The sequence below is a fragment of the Planctomycetaceae bacterium genome, from assembly GCA_041398785.1.
Taxonomy (GTDB): Bacteria; Planctomycetota; Planctomycetia; order Planctomycetales; family Planctomycetaceae; genus JAWKUA01.
In genome coordinates this window covers 85,272-104,862 of record JAWKUA010000017.1, presented here as the reverse complement: position 1 = coordinate 104,862, position 19,591 = coordinate 85,272, and the positions used below count along the sequence as shown (strand labels likewise).

16 protein-coding genes are annotated in these 19,591 nt (G+C 58.3%); 14 read left to right on the top strand and 2 right to left on the bottom strand.

Annotation, left to right across the window (positions count from 1 at the left end; genetic code table 11):
• Nucleotides 1–309 precede the first annotated feature (309 nt).
• The 14 genes from R3C19_19100 to R3C19_19035 all read left to right on the top strand — a co-directional run bounded on the left by R3C19_19100 (nt 310) and on the right by R3C19_19035 (nt 17,378).
• Nucleotides 310–1,683: a type II secretion system protein gene (locus tag R3C19_19100; protein ID MEZ6062457.1), complete on the top strand. Its 1,374-nt coding sequence runs from the start codon at nt 310–312 to the stop codon at nt 1,681–1,683.
• A complete protein-coding gene (locus tag R3C19_19095; protein ID MEZ6062456.1) occupies nt 1,683–2,930 on the top strand; it encodes a prepilin-type N-terminal cleavage/methylation domain-containing protein in 1,248 nt (415 codons plus the stop codon). The genes R3C19_19100 and R3C19_19095 overlap by 1 nt, the downstream gene beginning before the upstream one ends.
• On the top strand, nt 2,927–4,390 hold the full coding sequence (locus tag R3C19_19090) for a prepilin-type N-terminal cleavage/methylation domain-containing protein (protein ID MEZ6062455.1): 1,464 nt from the start codon (nt 2,927–2,929) through the stop codon (nt 4,388–4,390). The genes R3C19_19095 and R3C19_19090 overlap by 4 nt, the downstream gene beginning before the upstream one ends.
• Nucleotides 4,391–4,421: 31 nt before the next feature.
• On the top strand, nt 4,422–5,981 hold the full coding sequence (locus R3C19_19085) for a type II secretion system protein (protein ID MEZ6062454.1): 1,560 nt from the start codon (nt 4,422–4,424) through the stop codon (nt 5,979–5,981).
• A 1,035-nt stretch (nt 5,982–7,016) separates the two neighbouring features.
• Complete coding sequence (locus tag R3C19_19080; protein ID MEZ6062453.1) at nt 7,017–7,475, top strand: endonuclease domain-containing protein; 459 nt, start codon at nt 7,017–7,019, stop codon at nt 7,473–7,475.
• A gap of 113 nt (nt 7,476–7,588) precedes the next feature.
• On the top strand, nt 7,589–8,125 hold the full coding sequence (locus R3C19_19075) for a hypothetical protein (protein ID MEZ6062452.1): 537 nt from the start codon (nt 7,589–7,591) through the stop codon (nt 8,123–8,125).
• Nucleotides 8,126–8,714: 589 nt separating this feature from the next.
• Nucleotides 8,715–9,062, top strand: a complete 348-nt coding sequence (locus R3C19_19070; GenBank protein ID MEZ6062451.1) for a hypothetical protein — start codon at nt 8,715–8,717, stop codon at nt 9,060–9,062.
• Nucleotides 9,063–9,489: 427 nt separating this feature from the next.
• A complete protein-coding gene (locus R3C19_19065) occupies nt 9,490–9,765 on the top strand; it encodes a hypothetical protein (GenBank protein MEZ6062450.1) in 276 nt (91 codons plus the stop codon).
• Between the two features lie 732 nt (nt 9,766–10,497).
• A complete protein-coding gene (locus R3C19_19060; GenBank protein MEZ6062449.1) occupies nt 10,498–10,956 on the top strand; it encodes a hypothetical protein in 459 nt (152 codons plus the stop codon).
• Nucleotides 10,957–10,970: 14 nt separating this feature from the next.
• Nucleotides 10,971–12,653 carry a hypothetical protein gene (locus R3C19_19055; GenBank protein ID MEZ6062448.1) on the top strand — a complete coding sequence of 561 codons (1,683 nt, stop codon included), beginning with the start codon at nt 10,971–10,973 and terminating at the stop codon, nt 12,651–12,653.
• Nucleotides 12,654–13,868: 1,215 nt separating this feature from the next.
• Nucleotides 13,869–14,912, top strand: a complete 1,044-nt coding sequence (locus R3C19_19050; protein MEZ6062447.1) for a hypothetical protein — start codon at nt 13,869–13,871, stop codon at nt 14,910–14,912.
• Between the two features lie 599 nt (nt 14,913–15,511).
• Nucleotides 15,512–15,730, top strand: a complete 219-nt coding sequence (locus tag R3C19_19045; GenBank protein ID MEZ6062446.1) for a DUF3311 domain-containing protein — start codon at nt 15,512–15,514, stop codon at nt 15,728–15,730.
• The gene (locus R3C19_19040; GenBank protein ID MEZ6062445.1) at nt 15,727–16,368 is read left to right on the top strand and encodes a hypothetical protein; all 642 of its coding nucleotides are present in this window, start codon (nt 15,727–15,729) and stop codon (nt 16,366–16,368) included. Before R3C19_19045 ends, R3C19_19040 begins: the two co-directional genes overlap by 4 nt.
• Nucleotides 16,362–17,378 carry a hypothetical protein gene (locus R3C19_19035; GenBank protein ID MEZ6062444.1) on the top strand — a complete coding sequence of 339 codons (1,017 nt, stop codon included), beginning with the start codon at nt 16,362–16,364 and terminating at the stop codon, nt 17,376–17,378. The genes R3C19_19040 and R3C19_19035 overlap by 7 nt, the downstream gene beginning before the upstream one ends.
• A 53-nt stretch (nt 17,379–17,431) precedes the next feature.
• Here R3C19_19035 and solA read toward each other — a convergent pair whose 3' ends face one another.
• The gene (gene solA, locus R3C19_19030; protein MEZ6062443.1) at nt 17,432–18,565 is read right to left on the bottom strand and encodes an N-methyl-L-tryptophan oxidase; all 1,134 of its coding nucleotides are present in this window, start codon (nt 18,563–18,565) and stop codon (nt 17,432–17,434) included.
• 15 nt (nt 18,566–18,580) lie between these two features.
• Entirely contained in the window at nt 18,581–19,204 is a 624-nt protein-coding gene (locus tag R3C19_19025) for a phosphopantothenoylcysteine decarboxylase (GenBank protein ID MEZ6062442.1), read from the bottom strand.
• Nucleotides 19,205–19,591: the final 387 nt, after the last annotated feature.

Below are 19,591 nucleotides of genomic sequence, written 5' to 3'. Positions count from 1 at the left end.
TGGATTTTTCCAACCGTCCACTTGAACGCGACAACATTGCAAACTTTGCCCAGGTGAGGCGCCTGAGGCCATAACGTTCATTATTCATCCGCGAGCCGCAAGGCGGCCAGTGCCCTGTCCATCGTGCTTTGATGTGTGCCACTGGCTGTGCCAGTGTCCTCCACCTTTGAAAACACTGGCACAGCCAGTGGCACACGACCCATCGATTCATGCCTGACGCAGCACTAGCCCCTGATTGCTGCGACCAAGACCGGGGCTAGTGCCCTGCGGCTTGCCTGTTCCCTGTTTCTCTCGCCAGTAGGCGGAATCATGTCAACACCACAAATCACCATTCATCGACGGCGCAGCGGTTTTACTCTGCTGGAACTGCTGATGGTCGTGGCGGTTATTGCCATCCTGATGTCTCTGACATTCGTGGTGATGGCGGGCGTTGTTCAGCAGGCGGAAGAAGAGGCAACCAAGGTCACAATTCTGAAAGTCAACCGCCTGCTGGAACAGCGGATTGAAGCGTTCGATCGAGCCTTCAAGGGCAGCCGTCGCGATGACTATGTGCGCGGCACCGTGCTGCTGCTGCGGCAGATTGACGGTCGGTTTGACTATTTCGAACAGCATCCGGACGAGGCACCGCCCGCCATTCTGTTGCTGGCAAGAAAGGCCGGGTTCCGGTTTGAGTTTCCTCAGCGAAATGTGGAACTGGTCGCCGGGTTCGATACACCTCCGACAGGTCCCGGCCTGTCAGCAGCAGTCTCCGATACAGTGACCGGGTTGCCGGGATCTGTGTATCGCAAACAGGCGTACCCGATTGCTCGCACGCAGCTTGTCAATGAAGGCACTGCAAATCCGACAATCACTCAGATCAATACGCGGGTCAGTGAGAACTACGCAAAACATCAGGCCTACGAAGCGACGGCTGCAACCAGTGAAGATGTGCATTCGTCGGAAAGCGCGGAATTGCTGTACTTCACTTTGATCTCCTCGGGCACGTTTGGTTCGTCGCCCGTTGATGCGGATTCATTTACCTCGGCCGAAGTCGGTGACATCGACGAAGACGGCCTCCCGGAATTCCTCGACGCCTGGGGCAATCCGCTGAGGTGGTATCGCTGGCCAACTCGTCTGATTGATCCCACAGCTCCCAATCCGTTCGCACCGGATTTTTTCAATGCGAATGATCCGACAGAAGTGGATCCGGTCCCTGATAATATCGACGGCATCGTCGACGGAGAGGGACGCGAAATCACCAATACGGAACGCGACTATGCCGGCCTGATTTTCAAGGGTCTGCCGCCTCAGTCTGTTCCAATTCTGGATTCGCTTGGCAATCCGGTGACGCAGCGAGATCTGCTGCTGGTTGATCCGGATGATCCCGTCGGCATCCTGTACACGTTCATCGAAGATCCCAAGTACATCAACATGGGCATCGATCTGACGCAGGAATTCAACGAAGCCAAGTATCACACGCCGGATACGTACCACGCGCCGCTGGTGATTTCCGCCGGGCCTGATGAACGGCTCGGGCTGCGGGAACCCAACGATTTCAACGCCGGCGCCGGCATCTTCGGCAACCTCGCACAGTATGCGGGAACAACAGCCGCAAGCCCAAATCCAGTGGATCCAGCCGGATTGATCGATCAGCTATCAGACAATATCAGTAACCGCAATCGGCGGATGGGAGGTCGGCGATAATGAGACGGCTTTCCATTCACAACCGCCAGTGCGTGGTCCGGCGTTCCGGGTATACGCTGATCGAAATCCTGGTCGTGATTTCGATCGTCCTGATTCTGGCGTCAATCACGCTGGCGACGGTCAAGTTCAGCCGGGACGCCGATCGCGTGCGGAATGGAGCACTGCAGGTTCAGTCCTTTCTGGCGGGTGCTCGCGACCGGGCGATCTACAGCAAGGAACCGCGGGGAGTCCGGTTGTTTATTGAACCGCCGCCGGGTGGAGTCGCTGCCGGTCCTTCTCCGGTCAGCCGGACAATTTCGACAATGGCCTATATTGCTCCGGGAGGCACCTGGGGATCACCGGAAAATTCCAGCGGCATCAATCTGGAACGCACGGCTCCCGGTGCCGACGTGACGCTGGTGCATGGATTCAATAACCCCGGCTGGTGGAATCTGAAACGTCGCGGCTGGCTGGTCGACGGGTTGAGAATCCGCATCCCGAAGGGACCGACTGGCAACTGGTATCCGATCGACACATCGCTGATCGACACCACGGTTGCTCCGGCGGATGACCAGCTTCTGATCCTGCAGATTCCCTATGCCGATCCCGGCGATCCAACAGACACGATTGCTCACCGCGATCTGACTTATGAAATTGAATTGCCGGCCCGCATTCTGCCACAGGATCCGGCCATTCTTCCTGAAGGCACGGTGATCGACCTGGACGGCTCCAAAGTTCCCGACATCTGGCGTCCGGCCAATACCGGCAACGGCAATTATTCCGGCTACATGGACATCGTGTTTTCGCCGCGAGGCAATGTGATCGGCGACGCGGCGGCCGCGGGCGTGCTCCACTTTTATGTCTGCGATTCGGAAGATTCGCTGTTTCTGAAGGAGCAGTATGTGAATGGCATTGCGGCGTCACGAGCCGTTGCTCCGCTGGTGGCACTGAATGCCTTTGATTCGGCCGTCGCTGCAGGATTGCCGTTCATTCCAATGGATGAAATCGATCCGAACCTGGCGTCGGGCGGAACCGCCTGGCTGGGATTGTCGGATACGCATATCGTCAAAGACCGCCGCATGGTCAGCGTGTTCACTCAGACCGGTGGAATTTCCATCAACCAAATCAATTCCTATGTGGGATTCGGTGGCGGGGCGCCTGATCTGAATGATCCGGTTGATATCGACAACGATGGCAACTTTGCGGAACCCGACGGGCTGGCCGATGATCCGTATCGTTTTGCAGAAACCGGAGATGTGGCACCATGAAACAGCCGACTTCTGTGAACCGAAATCCCGCTGCTCATGCCCGTCACGGCGTGACGCTGGTGGAAGTGCTGATGTCGCTGATGATCATGAGCATCGGCGTGACGTCGGTCGCCGTGTTGTTTCCGATATCGATGCTGCGGTCCATCCAGGCAACGCAACTGACCAACGGAGCGATCACGAAGTACAACGTGGAAACTCTGCTGGACATGCAGCCGGGGCTGATCTTTGATCCGGACGGTGACTATCTGGCCGGACCGGCTGCCGGCAGCCTGGATCTGCTGACGGAACATTTTCGCTTTCCGGCGACTCGGAACTACATCGTCGACCCGGCTGGTTTCTACACTCACGTGGCCGACGGACAGTTTGGCTACGCGGGATTGTTCGGAAACGATCCCACCGGACTGCTGACACCCGTCATCCCCAGACATGGCGGAGGGCTGCACATGGTTCAGGGCTGGGATATTGACGGCAGCGTCGGCGCACCGTTCATTCCGGCGACTGCAGCACATTATCGAGCACTCCAGGTTCTGGGCACGACACTGGCGAAGCAGGGCGACGGCTGGACGACTCAGATTGAAGCCGCCATCAAGGATTCCGCCGCTCAACTAATCAGCAACGGAACCGGTTACGTTGGAATTCAGCTCAGTTCGGACCTGGATCTCAGCCAGGTACCCACATCAGACCTGCTGACGCCCGTTGACGGCGGCGGCAATCTGCTGATTCCGGACCCCGGTGTTTACCGAATCGTGATTTTCAATGAAGACAGCAATATCTCGCAGTCATTCCCGCTGACGTACCTGGATACGGGCACAAATTCCGTGTACTGGTCAGAAGATACCAATGCGGACGGAACGATCGATCGCGATTACGACCAGAATGGCATCGCCGATTTCCGGTACCTGCCGAATGAGTTTCTGTTCGACACGGACGGCGATCTGATTCCGGATACACCGCTGGTCAGTATGGTCCGGCTGGAGTCCAATCGTGAGAATCAGTTTACGTGGATGCTGAACGTTCGTCGCCGCAGTGACGGGCTGGCTCGCAGTATTGACGTCATCGTTCGGTTCGCCAACGGCGTCGACCCGGCCGACGAACGCATGTTTCCGGCGACGTTCGTGGCCGGCACTCCGGGAGTCAGCAGCTATCAGGTGTTTGTCGCAAACGCGACCGACGGAACGGAGCCCAATATTCGCAAGGGGAAATTCATCTTTGATGCCCTGAATGGTGTCTGGTACCGAATTCAGGATGTCCAGACGAAGCCTCTGCTGGCGACGGGACCTCCCTGGGACACCTACGATTACATCGTGACAACCGAAACAGCGATTCGCGAAGCAGCGGGAACTGACTTCATCGATGACAGTACGCTGAACGGCAGCGGCACGTTCGCCGGTGCCATGTTCCCGACGGGGATTGTGGATATCTATCCGATGGGATCACGCAACATTCCGGACGGATTCTGATTTTGAATCCGGGCCATCAAAAGGCTGAATTATGAACCGCGTCAGACGTCAACACTCGCCGGCCGGCAGCCTTCGACGAGGATTCACTCTCGTCGAAATGCTGGTTTCGGTTGCGCTGGTGCTGCTGATGATGACTATGTTCACCAGCATCTTTTCGATGGCAACCAACAGCGTCAGCAAGCAGCGCAGCATCTCGGAGAATGACCAGCGGGCGCGCACGCTGACGACAATCATCCGAGCCGACTTTGCCAAACGAACGAACCGATATCCGTTTCCCTATTACCCCGGAGAACTGAATTCCACATCGCCGACGCCATTCGGAAATCGAGCCGGCTACATTTATATTTCCACCAACGATCCCTATAGCGGTCTGGACGACATCATTCAGTTTACGGTGAACGCGGATAATCTGGTCGAGAACACGGACCAGTCCCCGTATTTCGGCGCCAGCAAGCTGCTGTACGACGCGCTCGCGGAAGCACTGAACGAAGATCGCCGGACAACGATTCGGTTCAACCCGAACCAGCCCGAAGCGGACGATGGTCAGATCTTTACGAACGGCGTCGCCAGTTCGCGTGCGGCGGAAATCAGCCTGTTTGTCCGCAACGGCGACCTGATTCGGCGAGTCAGCCTGCTGCGTGATCCGCTGCCGATCGCCGGTCAGGACTACAGCGTTGAACCACGCAGCACCGGTCAGCCGGGACCTCCGCCGATCGGTGACCATCCGTACTTCATCGACGAGTCGGATCCCGATCTGGGACTTGGTGCCGGCAACGGGGGGCACTTCTACTTCGTTGGCAACCCCGGAGCAATTGATCAGATCAACCCCGGTGATCCCGACTATTTCTTCCTGCCGGCTGGTACCTCACCGCCAACGTCGTGGAACGTCATTCCCATCAACGACTTCTGGCGGCACTTTGATTTTTCCGGGATACCGGTGAATTTTACGCTCAACCTGCCAACCAATGTGCAGTTCATCGGCGTGGATTCGCTGGATAATTCGACGCTTGGCGGAGGAACCACTCCGCTGGGCAATCCGCGGTTTCGTTTTGGATTCAATCCGGTCACGGGATGTTCGCGGGAACATGACAACGCGCTGACAGCGCAGTTCATCGGCCGGTATGTGCAGGCGGAAACGTCGTTTATTGACTTCAACTATCCAATTGCTCCCAGCCGGTTTGAATCGACGGGCGGAGGACTGATCGGCAATGGTAATCCGATGGATGTCGCGGGGACTCCGCTGAACCTGAATCCGTCGGTCGGTCTTGTCGAACAATACCGGGACGCGACCGGAAACGGCCGCGGCGGTGCTCGCCGAGTCGAAGACCTGCTGCTGACCAATGTGCATGATCTGAAGGTGGAAATCTGGGACGATCGGCTGGGACGATTCGTCACGCCGGGTTACGGCGATTTGACGTCGGCCATCGCAACGGGCAATGTCGGTGACTATCACATTCGCCGCAGCCTGCAGGTTCATGGAACTGGTTCAAACGCCGGGCGAGTTCAGTTATGGACCGCTGTCAGGCGGTTCGGAGTTCCCGCTGCAAACCGCCAGCTGCCACATATTTTTGACACGGGCACAGCGGCGTGACCCGCGACGTGGACGGCAGCGGGACGCTGGAAATCGCCGAATCGCAGCCGCCGTACATCGCGTACGCGTTCGATCCGCCAAGGCAGAATGATACTCCGCCGGGACCGTCGTCGCCGTTTGCTCCGGCACCGAACAACCTTGGGTACTGGACGGCTGGGACAAACTATACCGCCGGACAAGTCGTCTTTGCTCCGTGGGTGGACGGTAGCGGTGCGACGGCATCGGATGGTGCTTTTCAATACGATGAAATTCCTGAACCGAAATTCCAGATTGCCTACCGCTGTGTCGTAGATGGCACGTCGGCAGCTACTCCTCCGAACTTCCCCAGAGTTCCTGACAAGCGGATCTCTGAAGTACGGGTGTCGCGGAGTTGGCTCCCAGCACGTTGGTCTGGGAATCGTCGACAACCGTCGGCCGCTGAAGTCTGTGCGGCTGACGATTCGCTTTCTGATCAGAATTCTCAATCAATTCGTCAACTGTCGCTGATTCTAACTGACAGAGTGATCGTGCCAGCGGATCAGGTGTGCCTTGCACTGATCTGAATCCGCGAGTGGTGAACTTATCGATCCACAGGCAACAGCCCGTGGACATTTTCACCCTCTCGCACAGCGGGAGGTCGAGGATGATCGGCGTTTAGCCGATCATGCGAGGAGGGCTGACCGCGCGGTTGCTCTGGCAGTCAGGCGCAGTCGGCCCCCGGATCAACCGGCTGGAACGCCGGTTGATGGCGACCCTCTCCGCGCGCGGAGGGTGAGGATGGTCGGCTGAACGCCGGCTGATCGTTGACCTCCCGCACGGCGGAAGATACTAGGGTCGAGGATGATCGGCGTGTAGCCAATCATGCGAGGGGAGGGCTGACCGCGCGGTTGCACTGGCAGTCAGTGCAGTCGGCCCTCCCCTGGATCAATCGGCTGAACGCCGCTTGATCGGCGACCCTCCCGCACAGCGGGAGGGTTAGGCGGATGCCAGGATCAAAATTACGTTAGAAGAATATTTGACGTCACTCAGGAAGGGGCGCGAGATACGAGTGTGGGGATGTCGGCCGTGAGTAACCAGTCAAATCGGCAGTCGCCGACGAGTTTTCGGCGACGAAGACGTCAGAATCAAACACGGTCCGAAGGCTTGCTGTGGAGCGTTCTTCGTGCCAGGCAAGTATGCGGACTGAAGTTTCGTCGCGAGCATTCAATCGAGAATTGGATCGTTGATTTTGCCTGCGTCGCAAAAATGTTGATCGTGGAAATCGATGGTGGGTATCACGACGCGACCGCAGAAAGCGATCTGCAACGTCAACGCAAATTGGAACTGCTGGGATGGACCGTCCTGCGATTTTCGGACAAAGACGTAGAGCATAACGCAGAAGCGGTCGCCTTTGCCATCGCCAGGGAACTGGGGCTGGAATACGAATTCAAGGATCGTGTCAAAACTGGTTCAGGAATGAAGACACGGCGTGCTCCGTCCCCTCGCTGCGCTGGACCTTCCAAATTGGGAGGATGAAAAGTTGGGACGGAACATTCCGCTTGAATACACATCATTGGGTTCAGGTGTTCTGCCGTGAACCATCGCTCTTTATCGAGCGGGCCGCGTCCGGTTTCAAGGAGCCGGTGACTATGAAACGCTTCCACAAAAAATCACTGCCTGTCACAAAATCGAATCGCCGTGGTTCGACGCTGATTATTGTCCTGGCGCTGCTGGGGCTGCTGGCGTTTACGGGCATGTTCTTTCTGACGTTCTCGTCTCAGGAACGCGCGGCCGCGGAGTATTTTTCCGAAGCGGCGAAGGCGGCGGTCAGTGAGACGGACGATCCGTTCCCGTGGGCAATGGAACAACTGATCGTCGGCGCCAACAACCGCCAGAAGGCCAGCATTGTCTGGAGTCCCACGAATCGCCATTCGATCCTGCGAAACCAGATCGGCAGCGACCTGGCGCCTCACACTGGCACGGGGGTTCACGTCATTTACGATATAACAACAGGTCTCCCGGCAGTGGATGACCTTGATTTCGACGGCACCGAAGATGCCTGGACAACGGTTCTGGAAAATCGCCTGAACTTTGTCGACGCTCTTGCTGCGTACGGCTATCCATCGCCACTGTCGCCGACCGGGTTTACGGAAGATCAGGTCACTGCCGGTCGAGACTATTTTTGAATTGCGGATGCGGTCCCTCAACCGGACGTTGACTACACGTACCCGGACATCAACAGCCTGTTCGTCGCCTACAAGGGATTTGCGATTCGTGACAACGGAGCCGCCGCGGTGCCCCGGTATGAACGCGTTCCGGTCATTATTCCGTCATTCTTCCGTCCGCAGTATTTGAAGTCCGCACAATTCAACGGCGACCCCGCTGACGGTTCACCCAATGTGCCGACGGACTTTGACTGGTACGACCACACGGCTCATCCCGAATACCGGTTCCGATCGTTTCGCCCCTCCACCCGGAACACATTGGCGGCTACCGCATCGACGGCACGCCCGTGTTTCGGTACCTGGATGTGACGCGACCCGCCGACGCAAGCATTGATTGCTTCGCTGCCGCTTGCCAGCGGTGAGTTTCCGTTCCGACCCAATGAAGGCGTTCGCGGGGCGTGACAGCCGGCAGCACCAGCTTAGCCCGATTTCTGGCCGAAGCTGGAGTGTCTGGACAGGGCATCGCCCGGTCAACGACCGGGGGCTCGGGAACGGTTCAGTTTGAACTGGATTCCGACAACGGCGACGGAATCCGTGAAGGCATCCCCGGATGGACTTCAACTATCCGGTGCAGGAGACCGCGAACGGCGAGTATTTCGTCACGCTGCATTCGTTCACTATCCTGGATCTGGACGGCCTGATTGATCTGAACATCCACGGCAATATATCCGGACTGGCTCGAAATAACACGGTTCCCGGCCAGGTTGGCACCGTCATGCTGAACGGGCTGGTTTCCCCAGTCGAACCAGGGACTCGGACCGAACGAAATCAGTCCATATTGGGCAGCGCTGATGTTCGGACGCCGGCACGGAATTCACCGACTGGTATGGTTCGAACCCGTGAGTCGTCAGCAACAGGCCAACATGGAACTGAACTGGCTGCTGACAGGCCGTATTGAAGGGGCGGGCGACTACAGATGTTTTTGAAGGCCCGCTGGGGAGACAGTATCTTTGGTACCATCGTTTCAATGCCGGACGGACCATTGCTTCGCTGCCTCGCCCTGGTCGCTCTGGTGACATTGCCACCGATGCAACGGGGCTCATCAACTTCGACGTGCGGATGATCGGTGGCGCCGAAAGTTGGCAAGAAGGGATACGATGACAATGCGGATGTGCTGGAAGGTGTGGCTGCGTCGGAAACCGGGCGTGTCAAAGGGTTCGTTCATCCGCTGGATTACTCCGGGACGAGGACAACCCTGGGCAACGACGTGCGCGTTCCGAATCTAGTCATGGAGCGCGGGCAGCAGTCCTTCGTCGGCTATTGTATACCGGTTACAGCCTGCTTGGCAGTCTCGCTCCGGCGCGCTGAATGATTCGCGTTATTTGATGGGACCGGATCAGGCTTATGGGACTCCCGATGACCTGGTGACGCTGCCGTTCTTCGACGCGGCTCTTGACGATCCGCTGGAAATGATCGTGGACCAGGATGCAACGCTGCGTCCCGACGACCAGATGTTCGGATATCAGGACTTGATTCAGGGGCACCTGCCCGACGTTGCGGATAAGGGTGTAAGTGAAATCAGCAGCCGCTTGAGTGATCTCGACCCATTTACGTTCAGTGATACCGCTGACTCAGGCCGGTCGATCGGTTCACAACGTTAAGTCATTCTCTGCGGTACGGGCCGATCACCAGTCGGAGAATTGGGACCATACAGCGTACGAACAGTGGTCCCGCGCCAGGCCGGAGACGACGGGCCGCGATGGTGGGAATGGACGGCGGACACCGACGGTGCTGATACCGACAATGACGGCTTCGGCAACGGTGACGGGCTGTTGGGTTCCCGCCGCGGTTTGGAATTGCTCAGCCGTATAGCACGCTTGATCGTTTCGGCCGCAGGTTCGTCGGACGACCGTGGAACCGGGCGAAGTGCGGAACCTGATTGGTCAGCTTCCACTGAGCGTCAATCACATTCTGGACGTGGATCGCAACGCCAGACTCCGCGAGAAGGCACGCCTCGTTTTCTGGCCTACACCTGCAGCGAGCCGGCATGCGATTCCGTCCGCTGACCGAACATCCGGACGCGACCGTGGAGGGTGCGGGAGTCACGGCGATCAATACGATTCCTCCTATACCGCCGGTCAGCCTGCCGAATTTCCCGCCGAACACCTTCGGAGAGCGGGAATTCTGGGCTCGCCACCCGATCGACAGCAACTCGCTCGTGATATCTACGTGCTGCTATACACAATCGGCGGAGCGGAAATTGCCGCCAGCGGAAATGAAATCCGCGACTACACACAACCGAATGATCCCAACGCGGGCACTGGAACGTCGCTCTACACTCATGCTCCAGCTTCGGCATATAGGCTCAGTTCGCGGTCAACCTGGTGGATGCGATGGATTCCGACAATGTCTCATTACCCGTTTTGAATATAGACAAGAATCTGGGAGACGGCTGGAACCTGGATGACAACCCAGTGACCAATGACGGCTTCATCGCTGCAGTATCAACGGACGCAGAATATGCCGCAGCAACTCAGAACGGACTCTATCCAGCGGAAGACAATGCTTTCGATCGCGGTGTGGTTTTCGGTGTGGAAGGACAACAACTGGCGTTTAGCGAAGTACTGGGAATCCGATCGCCGGAAATCAGTGCGGGCGACCATCAGGCCACTCCGTACGACGATCAGCTGGGCCTTCGCGATTTTCTGTTCGTTGAACTGCAAGAACATGCTGCCGATGCCTCTGGACGCTCCAGACGACATCGACAACGGCAGCGACAGCCTTGTGGCGGCTCGCACGTTACGATCGCGTTAATCCTGGCGGATCCACGATCGCACTGCCTTCGGCGCTAACGGCATCGATCGCCGTGTTGGAACACGCGGAAAACGTTATCGATGGCGGCGGACGGTTCACCATTTCCGCAGCCAGCGATTCCGGCCTGAACGGCACACAAACCAGTGCGTTCTTTGTGGACCTGGGCAATCCTGTCAGTGGCTCGTTTGACGGGAACTTTGAACTGATTGCTCCCGATGTTCCTGGCGTCGCGGACTCGTCGTCTCCGGGCGCGACCGACGCTTTAACGGACATTGATGTTCTGCACGCGACTCATGTCGGCCGGTTTGAAGTGACCGGCGGCAACTTTATGGGGACCGTGGGATTCTCCGTGCCGACTTATGCCGGAAATCAGCCATTTCAGGATGCCGCCGGGCAGACAATCGGCTTCGATGCCGCACCACCCACCGATCACACAACGTTCGGATTCGATCTGGTTCTGCAGCGCCGGCTGAATCCGAATATGCCCGCTCTTGATGAACTGGTGGAGAACCCGTGGGTGGAAGTTGACCGAATTCGCGTGATGCTGGCGGATTTCAATCTGACCGACGGAGCACCGCCGATTCAGGTCTTTGATCCAGCCGACGATCACAAGGGTGTCGGACGTCTGAAGAGCACTCAGCGGCTGGAACCGCTGAACGATACACTCGCCGTTTCGCGACAATTGATGACGCAGCCGAAGACCGCAGCAGTTCCCGTGGCCATGCCGCATCGTTTCAATACGGTCAAGGGTGACAGCGGAGGGATCATCAGTGATTCGCTCGGAGTCAATTCCGGCAACCTTGTTGACCCGACCGTGCGCGGGTCAGATGCAAATCCGTTCACACTCTGGCAGCCACATTTTGATCGCGACTATGCATCAACCGGTGAGTTGCTGAATCTTCCGGTGATTGGTCCCAGCCTGCTGACTCAGCGTTTGGACCGGATGAGGCTTGGTTCCTACCAGCAGGTGGGAGACGCGGTGTCTGATCCGAACCTGCTGTCCAATGCGGCAGCCATGTTTCTGATGCCGGACTTCACGGATCTGATGCCCGCGCGTCCCATTGAATCGGCGGAGGACAACCGCTGGTATCGACTGCTGCAGTTTGTCGAAGTACCGTCTCGCGTGAACCGGATGCTGGGCAACTATCTGGCCCTGAACCGACTTCCCGGCAAACTGAATCCCAACATGATTCGTCATCGGGAAGTCTATGCCGGACTGATCGATGACCCGAATTTCGCAACCGCTCCGGTCCTGGCGGATGCAGCACCGCAAAACGGTGCGGAAGATGGTCCGTTTCTGCCGGGGCTGGCGCCGCTTGACGGAACTGATGCGACGCCTGGTTTGAGTGTCCGCGACCGTTGGCACGAATTCATCAACGAACGTGATGGACTGGTGACAAGCTGGGATCCAACAGCGCCGACACCACAGGTCGCCAATTTCTGGATTCCGGGGACTCCCAACAGCCGTCCGTTCCGGTCATTCAACCACATGAACACGTTTGTCGGTTCCGAAAACGGCGGTGATTCGACGCTGCTGAGACGTCTGGGGCTGGATCTGCCTGCAGGACCATTCATCAACCGGGCTGGCGAAGGTTCCGCATATACGACCGGCGTTGATCCCGGCACCAACCGGCACTGGCTGGAAGTCGGTGACCGGCCGTATCATCGCGGTGTTGCCGGTGGTGTATATCCGGAACAACCATGCAGAAGCATCAGTTGCTGTCGAAAATCATGAACAACACGACAACCGTCAGCAACTGCTTCATTGTCTACGGTACCAGCCGCCTACTTTGAAGCACTGCCGGAACCCAACAGCACAGTCTTTCGTGTGGGTGGTCGGATGTGGTCTGATCTGACGGCGATGGAGATCATCAGAATGACGCCGGCTGGGAACGCCGGGCTGTGTTCCTGATTGACCGGACAGAATTGTTCAATGCCTATGATCCGGGGTCCGGGTCATTTGACTGGGAACGGCTGGTGAAGCATCGCGTCGACCTGCCTTCGGACGGGAAATGACGCTCGAGTCTGCGGTGTGTGGCTGTCCTGACAATCCCGTGCCGAACGGAATACGGGAGTCTGATCGCCTGAAGTGACCGGGAACCGTGGCTGGTGAGGAATCGCTGGTCGCGGGTTTCGCAGCGCGAAGGAACCTCCTGCTTTGTCAGCACGGAATTGAAGAGTCGTGTGGCACTGCTGTGCCAGTGGGTTCCTGAGCGAAGAAGCACTGTGCACGACGCTGTGCCAACCTCGGGGCTTGGGGTCGGCAAACGCTGCTGCCCGACCGGTGGCTCACGCCACCGGATATCCTGGATCATTCAGGGCCACGACGGGACTCTATCCTGTCGAAATGCAGCGACGGATCGGAGTCCCATCGTACAGGGTGCATTTCGCTGACTCGACACGACCACCGTCTCCCAGATGCCTTACGTCAGGAAATCCTGATCGCGTGAGTAATCCGCTAACGTCCCGCGTTGCATCGGGGCAAGGATGTCCGGTTGGCACGGTTTGCTCGTTTTCCCGACGATTGCGGCGAGTGAACAAGTCGTTCAATCCCACCTGTCTCGCGGCAAAACGCATGGATCGCGAGTCGGCCGGCACTCTGGTTTCGCCTTCGTGTCCTACGTTTCCGTAACTCCTGCGAAGGAGGTTCAACGGGTGCTCGCACTTCCATTGCGAAGTGGTCCGCGAGTTGACCGGAAGGACACGCGGCCCGGACACGTTCCCGCCCCGGCGCTGTGGCTTCACGATCGCAGTGCGCATGTTCAGTGTCTGTTCGAAGACGTGACGGTGAGCGTTGGAATTTGAAAGTCCGCACGTCCTCCGGCAGCGGAACCCGTCACGTCGAATTTTGTGCAGGCAGAAACTCCAGGCCCAACCGGTTAGCCGGCGGTTGTCGCTTGAGTTCTGCCGGTGTTCTGTATTGTGTTCCGGCAAACGACTGACGCTGCTCATGCCAGGCGCCGCGACCGATTCACAAACCGCCGTCATTCCGGCCGAAGACGGCCAGGTCACCACGTACATCAATCAGGAAGCCGCGGCGCAGACGGCCTGGTTTTCTCCCAATCGGCGCGTCATCTTTATCAATGGCATGAAGAATTCCGGTCAGGACCACGCGGCGTCGGCACTGGCGTTGTCGCTGATGCAGATGTGTCCGGTCGTTGGCGTTTACAACCGCAGCAGCGGGGTGTTTCGCGACCTGATGCAGGCATTCGGAGACAAGGATCAGTTCAACGGCCCGACATCGCTGAGTGCGTCAAACCGAGTCGCCGTAGGCAGGATCTTCCGCCAGGCGACTTCTGAGCAGATCATTCTGAATGCGCTCGGGCGCAATCCCGCTCAGGTATCTCTGTTTCGACTGATGAGAAGACCGGAGCATCGCAGTGCGGAAGTGTTCGCTCACAGCCAGGGCTGCCTGATTTTGAGCAACGTGCTTCAGGCCATTGCGGCGGTCGACGGGAAGTCCGGGATCCAGGGCCGTGTTGTTCATACGTTTGGTTCGCCGGCGGTGCGATGGCCGAAGGGAATTCGGCAGTTGGAACACGGCTTTACGTTCGACCCGGTGAACTGGCTGTCGGGAATCGACTTTTCCATGAATATCTCCAAGGTGGGACTGGCGGCCGGTTCGTTCAACCCGGTGTCTCACGGATTTCTGACGTACCTGGAGAACGATCCGGCGTTCGTGGTCAATCGCTGCCGAATCGGCGGCCTGGGCGTCACGTTCCGCATGAACGAACCGGCACTGGCAGAATGTCTGCTGGACATGGGTTCGAACCTGCCGCGCGTCCGCCGCATTTTTGAGTACCTGGACGCCAAACATAACAGCGACGCGGATGACGTGGCGGAGCTGTACATCGAAGGGCTGAAAAAGAACCCGTCGCTTGCGAAAACGGTCGCCGGCGATCGCGAACTGGTGCGAGTGCTGAAAAAGGTGCTGAGTGAAGGCTGGACCACGGAATCCGAAAAGAAGGCCATCGCCTGGCTGGATTCGCTGTGATCGTCCGGCGGGACCACTGATCCCGAACTTCTCGCCAAAGTCCGTTCGCGGCGTCTGAAATGCGATCGCGGGGCGAGTCTGGCGTGTTCGCGCGGTCGCATTCGCAATTGACGACGAGCCGGACGGAACGCAGCGGCCGTGGAATCGTCGTGATCCTGCGACGATCGGTCGGCATTCATTCGACCCGTTGCGCGCGGGCTTCCGTTCTTCCCTGAATGATTTAATCGGCGCCGGACCGAACGCCCCAGGATGAATCGTGCGGGTTCACGGTGCGTGGGGGTTTTCGGCCGAGGGAATCGATCGGGGTCGCTTGATTGGCTGTCGGTGCCGGTTAAGCTGACTGCCCGCGTGGTGATTTCCACGTGACGTCAGCCTGCCCCGCCAGTGCTTCGTCAGCGAGTATTGATGGATAAAAAAGGTGCGGTCATCGGCAGGGCGATTCTCCTGCCATGCTGTTGCCGCATCGGGCGTCCGTTGGCACGTGCGGCTCAGCGGGAGCCTCGTCCTGCCGAACATCGGTTGCCGATCTGCATTCATCAAACGACGACTGACGGACCACACGTCTCACCCTACAGACAGTCCCCCGGGAATTCATCACGATGAAAGTTGCCGTTTGGGCATTGGTCGTTCTGCTCATCATTCTGCACCAGGACTTCTGGTACTGGGACGACGCAACACTGGTCGGCGGAATCGTGCCGATCGGGCTGGCTTATCACGCCGGAGTTTCGATGGCTGCCGCGTTCACGTGGTTTCTGGCCACCAAATTCGCCTGGCCGCTGGATGAATCCGACGACGGCGCGGAAGGAGGTCAGGCATGAACCTGCTTCTCGCACAGGCACCGGCCGCGGCTTCGGGAGGATTGAATTCCGGCCAGGCAGCTATCGTGGTCATCGTTGGCTATCTGGGATTGCTGCTGGCGCTGGGACTGTTTTCGTCCCGCCTGTTTGCCGGAACGGGCAAGGACTTCCAGGTGGCCAGCCATTCCATCGGCCCGTTCATGCTGCTGATGTCTCTGTTCGGCACGACCATGACCGCGTTCGCGCTGATTGGTTCCACGGGAGAATCCTGGAGTCACGGGATCGGCGTTTACGGTCTGATGGCGTCATCCAGCGGCATCATTCATTCACTGTGCTTCTTTGTGCTGGGCGTCAAGTTGTGGAAGTTCGGAAAGAAGTACGGCTACGCCACGCAGCTTGAATACTTCAGCGATCGTCTGGACAGCCGCAATATCTCCTTCGTGCTGTTTCCGATTCTGGTGGCGATGGTGATCGTCTACATCATGACGGGGATCATGGGAGCCGGAACGGTTGTCAGCGTGTTCACGAAGGGCGCGTTTCCGGAATTCTTCACCGGCAAGCTGATCGACATCAATGACCCGAGCAAAGGCGTGCTGCCGCCAACCGTCGGGCGATTCCTCACGGGCTGGGGGCAGCGATCATTTGTGTCGTGGTGCTGATCTATGTCTTCTTCGGCGGTATGAGAGGCACGGCATGGGCCAACACATTTCAGACGCTGGTCTTCATGGTGCTGGGCATCGTGACATTTTTCGTGATCGCCAACGCGCTGGGAACCGGCGACGGGCTGATCGCGAAGATGCAGTCGATCTCCGCGAAGGTGGATGTTTCAAAGACGACTCGGGCCGAAATGTCGAAGTCGGAGTTCGTTTCGTATCTGCTCATCCCGCTGTCCGTGGGAATGTTTCCTCACCTGTTCCAGCACTGGCTGACAGCAAAAAGCGCCAATGCATTTAAGCTGTCGGTGGTCGCTCATCCGCTGTGCATCATGCTGGTGTGGGTACCCTGTGTGCTGCTGGGCATCTGGGCAACGACCGACGTGGCGCAGGCGGCCATTCCTCCGCTGGCGAAATTCACCGCCGCTGACCAGAACAAAGTGCTGCCGTTTCTGGCCGACCGCTTGTCCGGCAAATGGCTGGGAGCGTTTCTGTCGGCTGGTGTCCTGGCGGCGATTATGAGTTCTCTGGACAGCCAGTTTCTGTGCGTCGGAACAATGTTTACCAACGACATCGCCAAGCGTTTTGCTTCCGGCGGTCAGATGTCCGACAGAGCGACGGTGCTGGTGACACGACTGTTTATTGTCGCTGTGGTGCTGTTGACGTACTCCGTCAGCATGATGCAACTGGGCGATGTGTTTTCGCTGGGAGTCTGGTGTTTCAGCGGATTTTCCAGTCTGTTTCCGCTGATCTTCGCGTCGCTGTACTGGAAGCGGCTGACAAAATTCGGTGCGTATGCCTGTGTTGTCGCGGCCGCCGGTACGTGGCTGGCGCTGTTTGTGCATGGTGTGAATTCCGGTGATCTGGACTTTCAGCTTGCCATCCCCATCGGATCGGAACCGCTGGAAGTCATGCCGGTGACGGCCATGCTGCTGGCATCGACCGTTGCCGTGATTGTCGGATCGCTGGTTTCCAAACCATTGCCCGAAGCGACCATCAGGAAGTTCTTCGCGTAGTCCGCGCGTTGTTGCGTCCGTCAGCGGATCGCGCGGATGGCTGATTTGCGGTGTCAGCGCTGCAGTCCCGGCCGGCGCAGGTTCAGGAAGTCGACATTCAGCGACGGCTGCCCATCCATCGCCAGCTCCGCCAGGACGCGTCCCAGCACCGACGCGAACTTGAATGCATGTCCCGACATTCCGGCGGCAAAGCAGACGCTGTCGTGTTGCGGATGACGGTCGACGATGAAGTGTTCGTCGGGTGACATGGTGTAGAAACACACATCGTGCAGCCGCCGGCGCGAGGAAACTCCCGGAAGGTGTCGCTTCAGAAATTCGCTGACCCGCTGCGTGTCGGCTGAATCCTCGCGCCGATCGATGGTCAGCGGGTCATGGATCAACACGCCGCCACTGTGTTCGGCAACCTTCACTCCGTTCACGCCGTCTGTCGGAAAGCCGTAGAAGTAACCGTCCAGCGCTTCGACGAAAAAGCACGGACAGCCGTTCGATTCGAAATACCGATCGTCGTCCGGTTCAAACCAGTGCAGGTGCTTCAGAATCACCTTCAGCGGAATCTTCAGGTCCGCCAGCAGATCGTTTGCCCAGCAGCCGCTGGTGATGACCAGCCGTTCGGCTTTGTACGCTTGCGAGTTCGTGCGGACGGTGACGCGACCGGGATCGGCAAACCACTCGATGACCGTTTCGCCGTGCTTCGCTTCGGCACCAAATCGCGTGGCTTCCTCGATGAACGCCTTCACGCATTCTTCCACCAGCAGATATCCGGCGTCAGCTTCGAACAGCACGGCGGAATCATCAGGAAGTCGGAATCCCGGAAAGCGAGCCGCGGCGTCCGCCGGCGAAAGTTGCTCGACCGTCAGCCGATGCTGCTTCGCACTGTTCAGGACTCCCTGAATCACCGCGCCGTTTGGCTGCCCGCTGTAAAGCAGCCCCGTTCGATGCAGCAGGTTCGCGAAACGGCGTTCGCAGAATTCGTCCCACAGTCGATAGGCTTCGTGCAGCAGCGGGACGTAATCGGGATGTTCGAAGTACGACCGCCGGATGATTCGCGATTGACCGTGAGAACTGCCGCGATTGTGGCCGGGAGGAAACCGGTCCAGTCCCAGCACGTTCGCTCCCCGGCGAGCAAGCTCGTACAGCACCGCACTGCCGATGCCGCCGGTTCCGATGACAATGACGTCGTAGATCATTCCAGCCCTGCGCGTTCAGTTGACGATTCGGTCTTCGATGAATTCCATCAATCGGCGGGCGATGTCCGTCTTCAGGCCGGAAAATTCCGCCATGGTTTCGGCGTCGGGGCTGAGGATTTCGACGCTGTTTCGCAGCGACGAAATCGCTGACGTGTCGTTCAGCACAATGCAGTCGCAGTGCTTCATCCGCAGCTTTCGCATGGCGTTCGTGCGAGGATCCTGCGATTCCAGAGCGAAGCCGACGATCCAGCGGCCGTTCTTCTGGCTCCCCAGCTCGGCCAGCACGTCGGACGTTTCGACCAGTTCCAGAATGATCGGCTGCCCGGTCTTGGTGATCTTTCCGGCGACGCGTTCGCGCGGGCGATAGTCGCAGACGGCGGCTGTCGCGATGACTCCGTCACACGAAGGAAAAATCGCCAGGCAGGTTTGCCGAAGCTGGTCGGTGGTTTCAATGTGATGAACTTCCGCGCCCTGCGGAACGGGCAGGTCGACCGGTCCGGTGACCAGGACGACCTCGTGACCTCGCTCGACCGCCGCTTCTGCAATCGCGTATCCCATGCGGCCGCTGCTGGCGTTGGACAGAAAACGCACGTCGTCGACATACTCGCGAGTCGGTCCGGCGGTCAGCAGAATTCGCATGTGATGTTGTTTCCGGGCTTCCGTGTTGTCGGATGACGCTTGCTGGGCGAATCTTGTACAGAAATGCCGCGACATCCTCAATCGGATGAAAGTACGGGGTCAGCAATGCCTGCCGATGAAAGCAATAGTGGTCTCATTCCGACATCCCTGTTTGCGTAATGTCAGGATTTCCAGTCGACCACAGGCATTCACTTCGCCCTCCCGTTTAACGGCGGGAGAGCGAGGTATCGGGTTGGTTTCACGCTGCCTTGCAGCGGGAGGACCGTTGCTTGATTCAAGGTAACACGGCCGTCAACATGCATGATGGCGACGTCAAAGCACGGCGAGCACGGTGTTGCAATCGCCGTGCAGTACGGCGAGTGCCGCTGTGGATTTCTTACCAGAAAA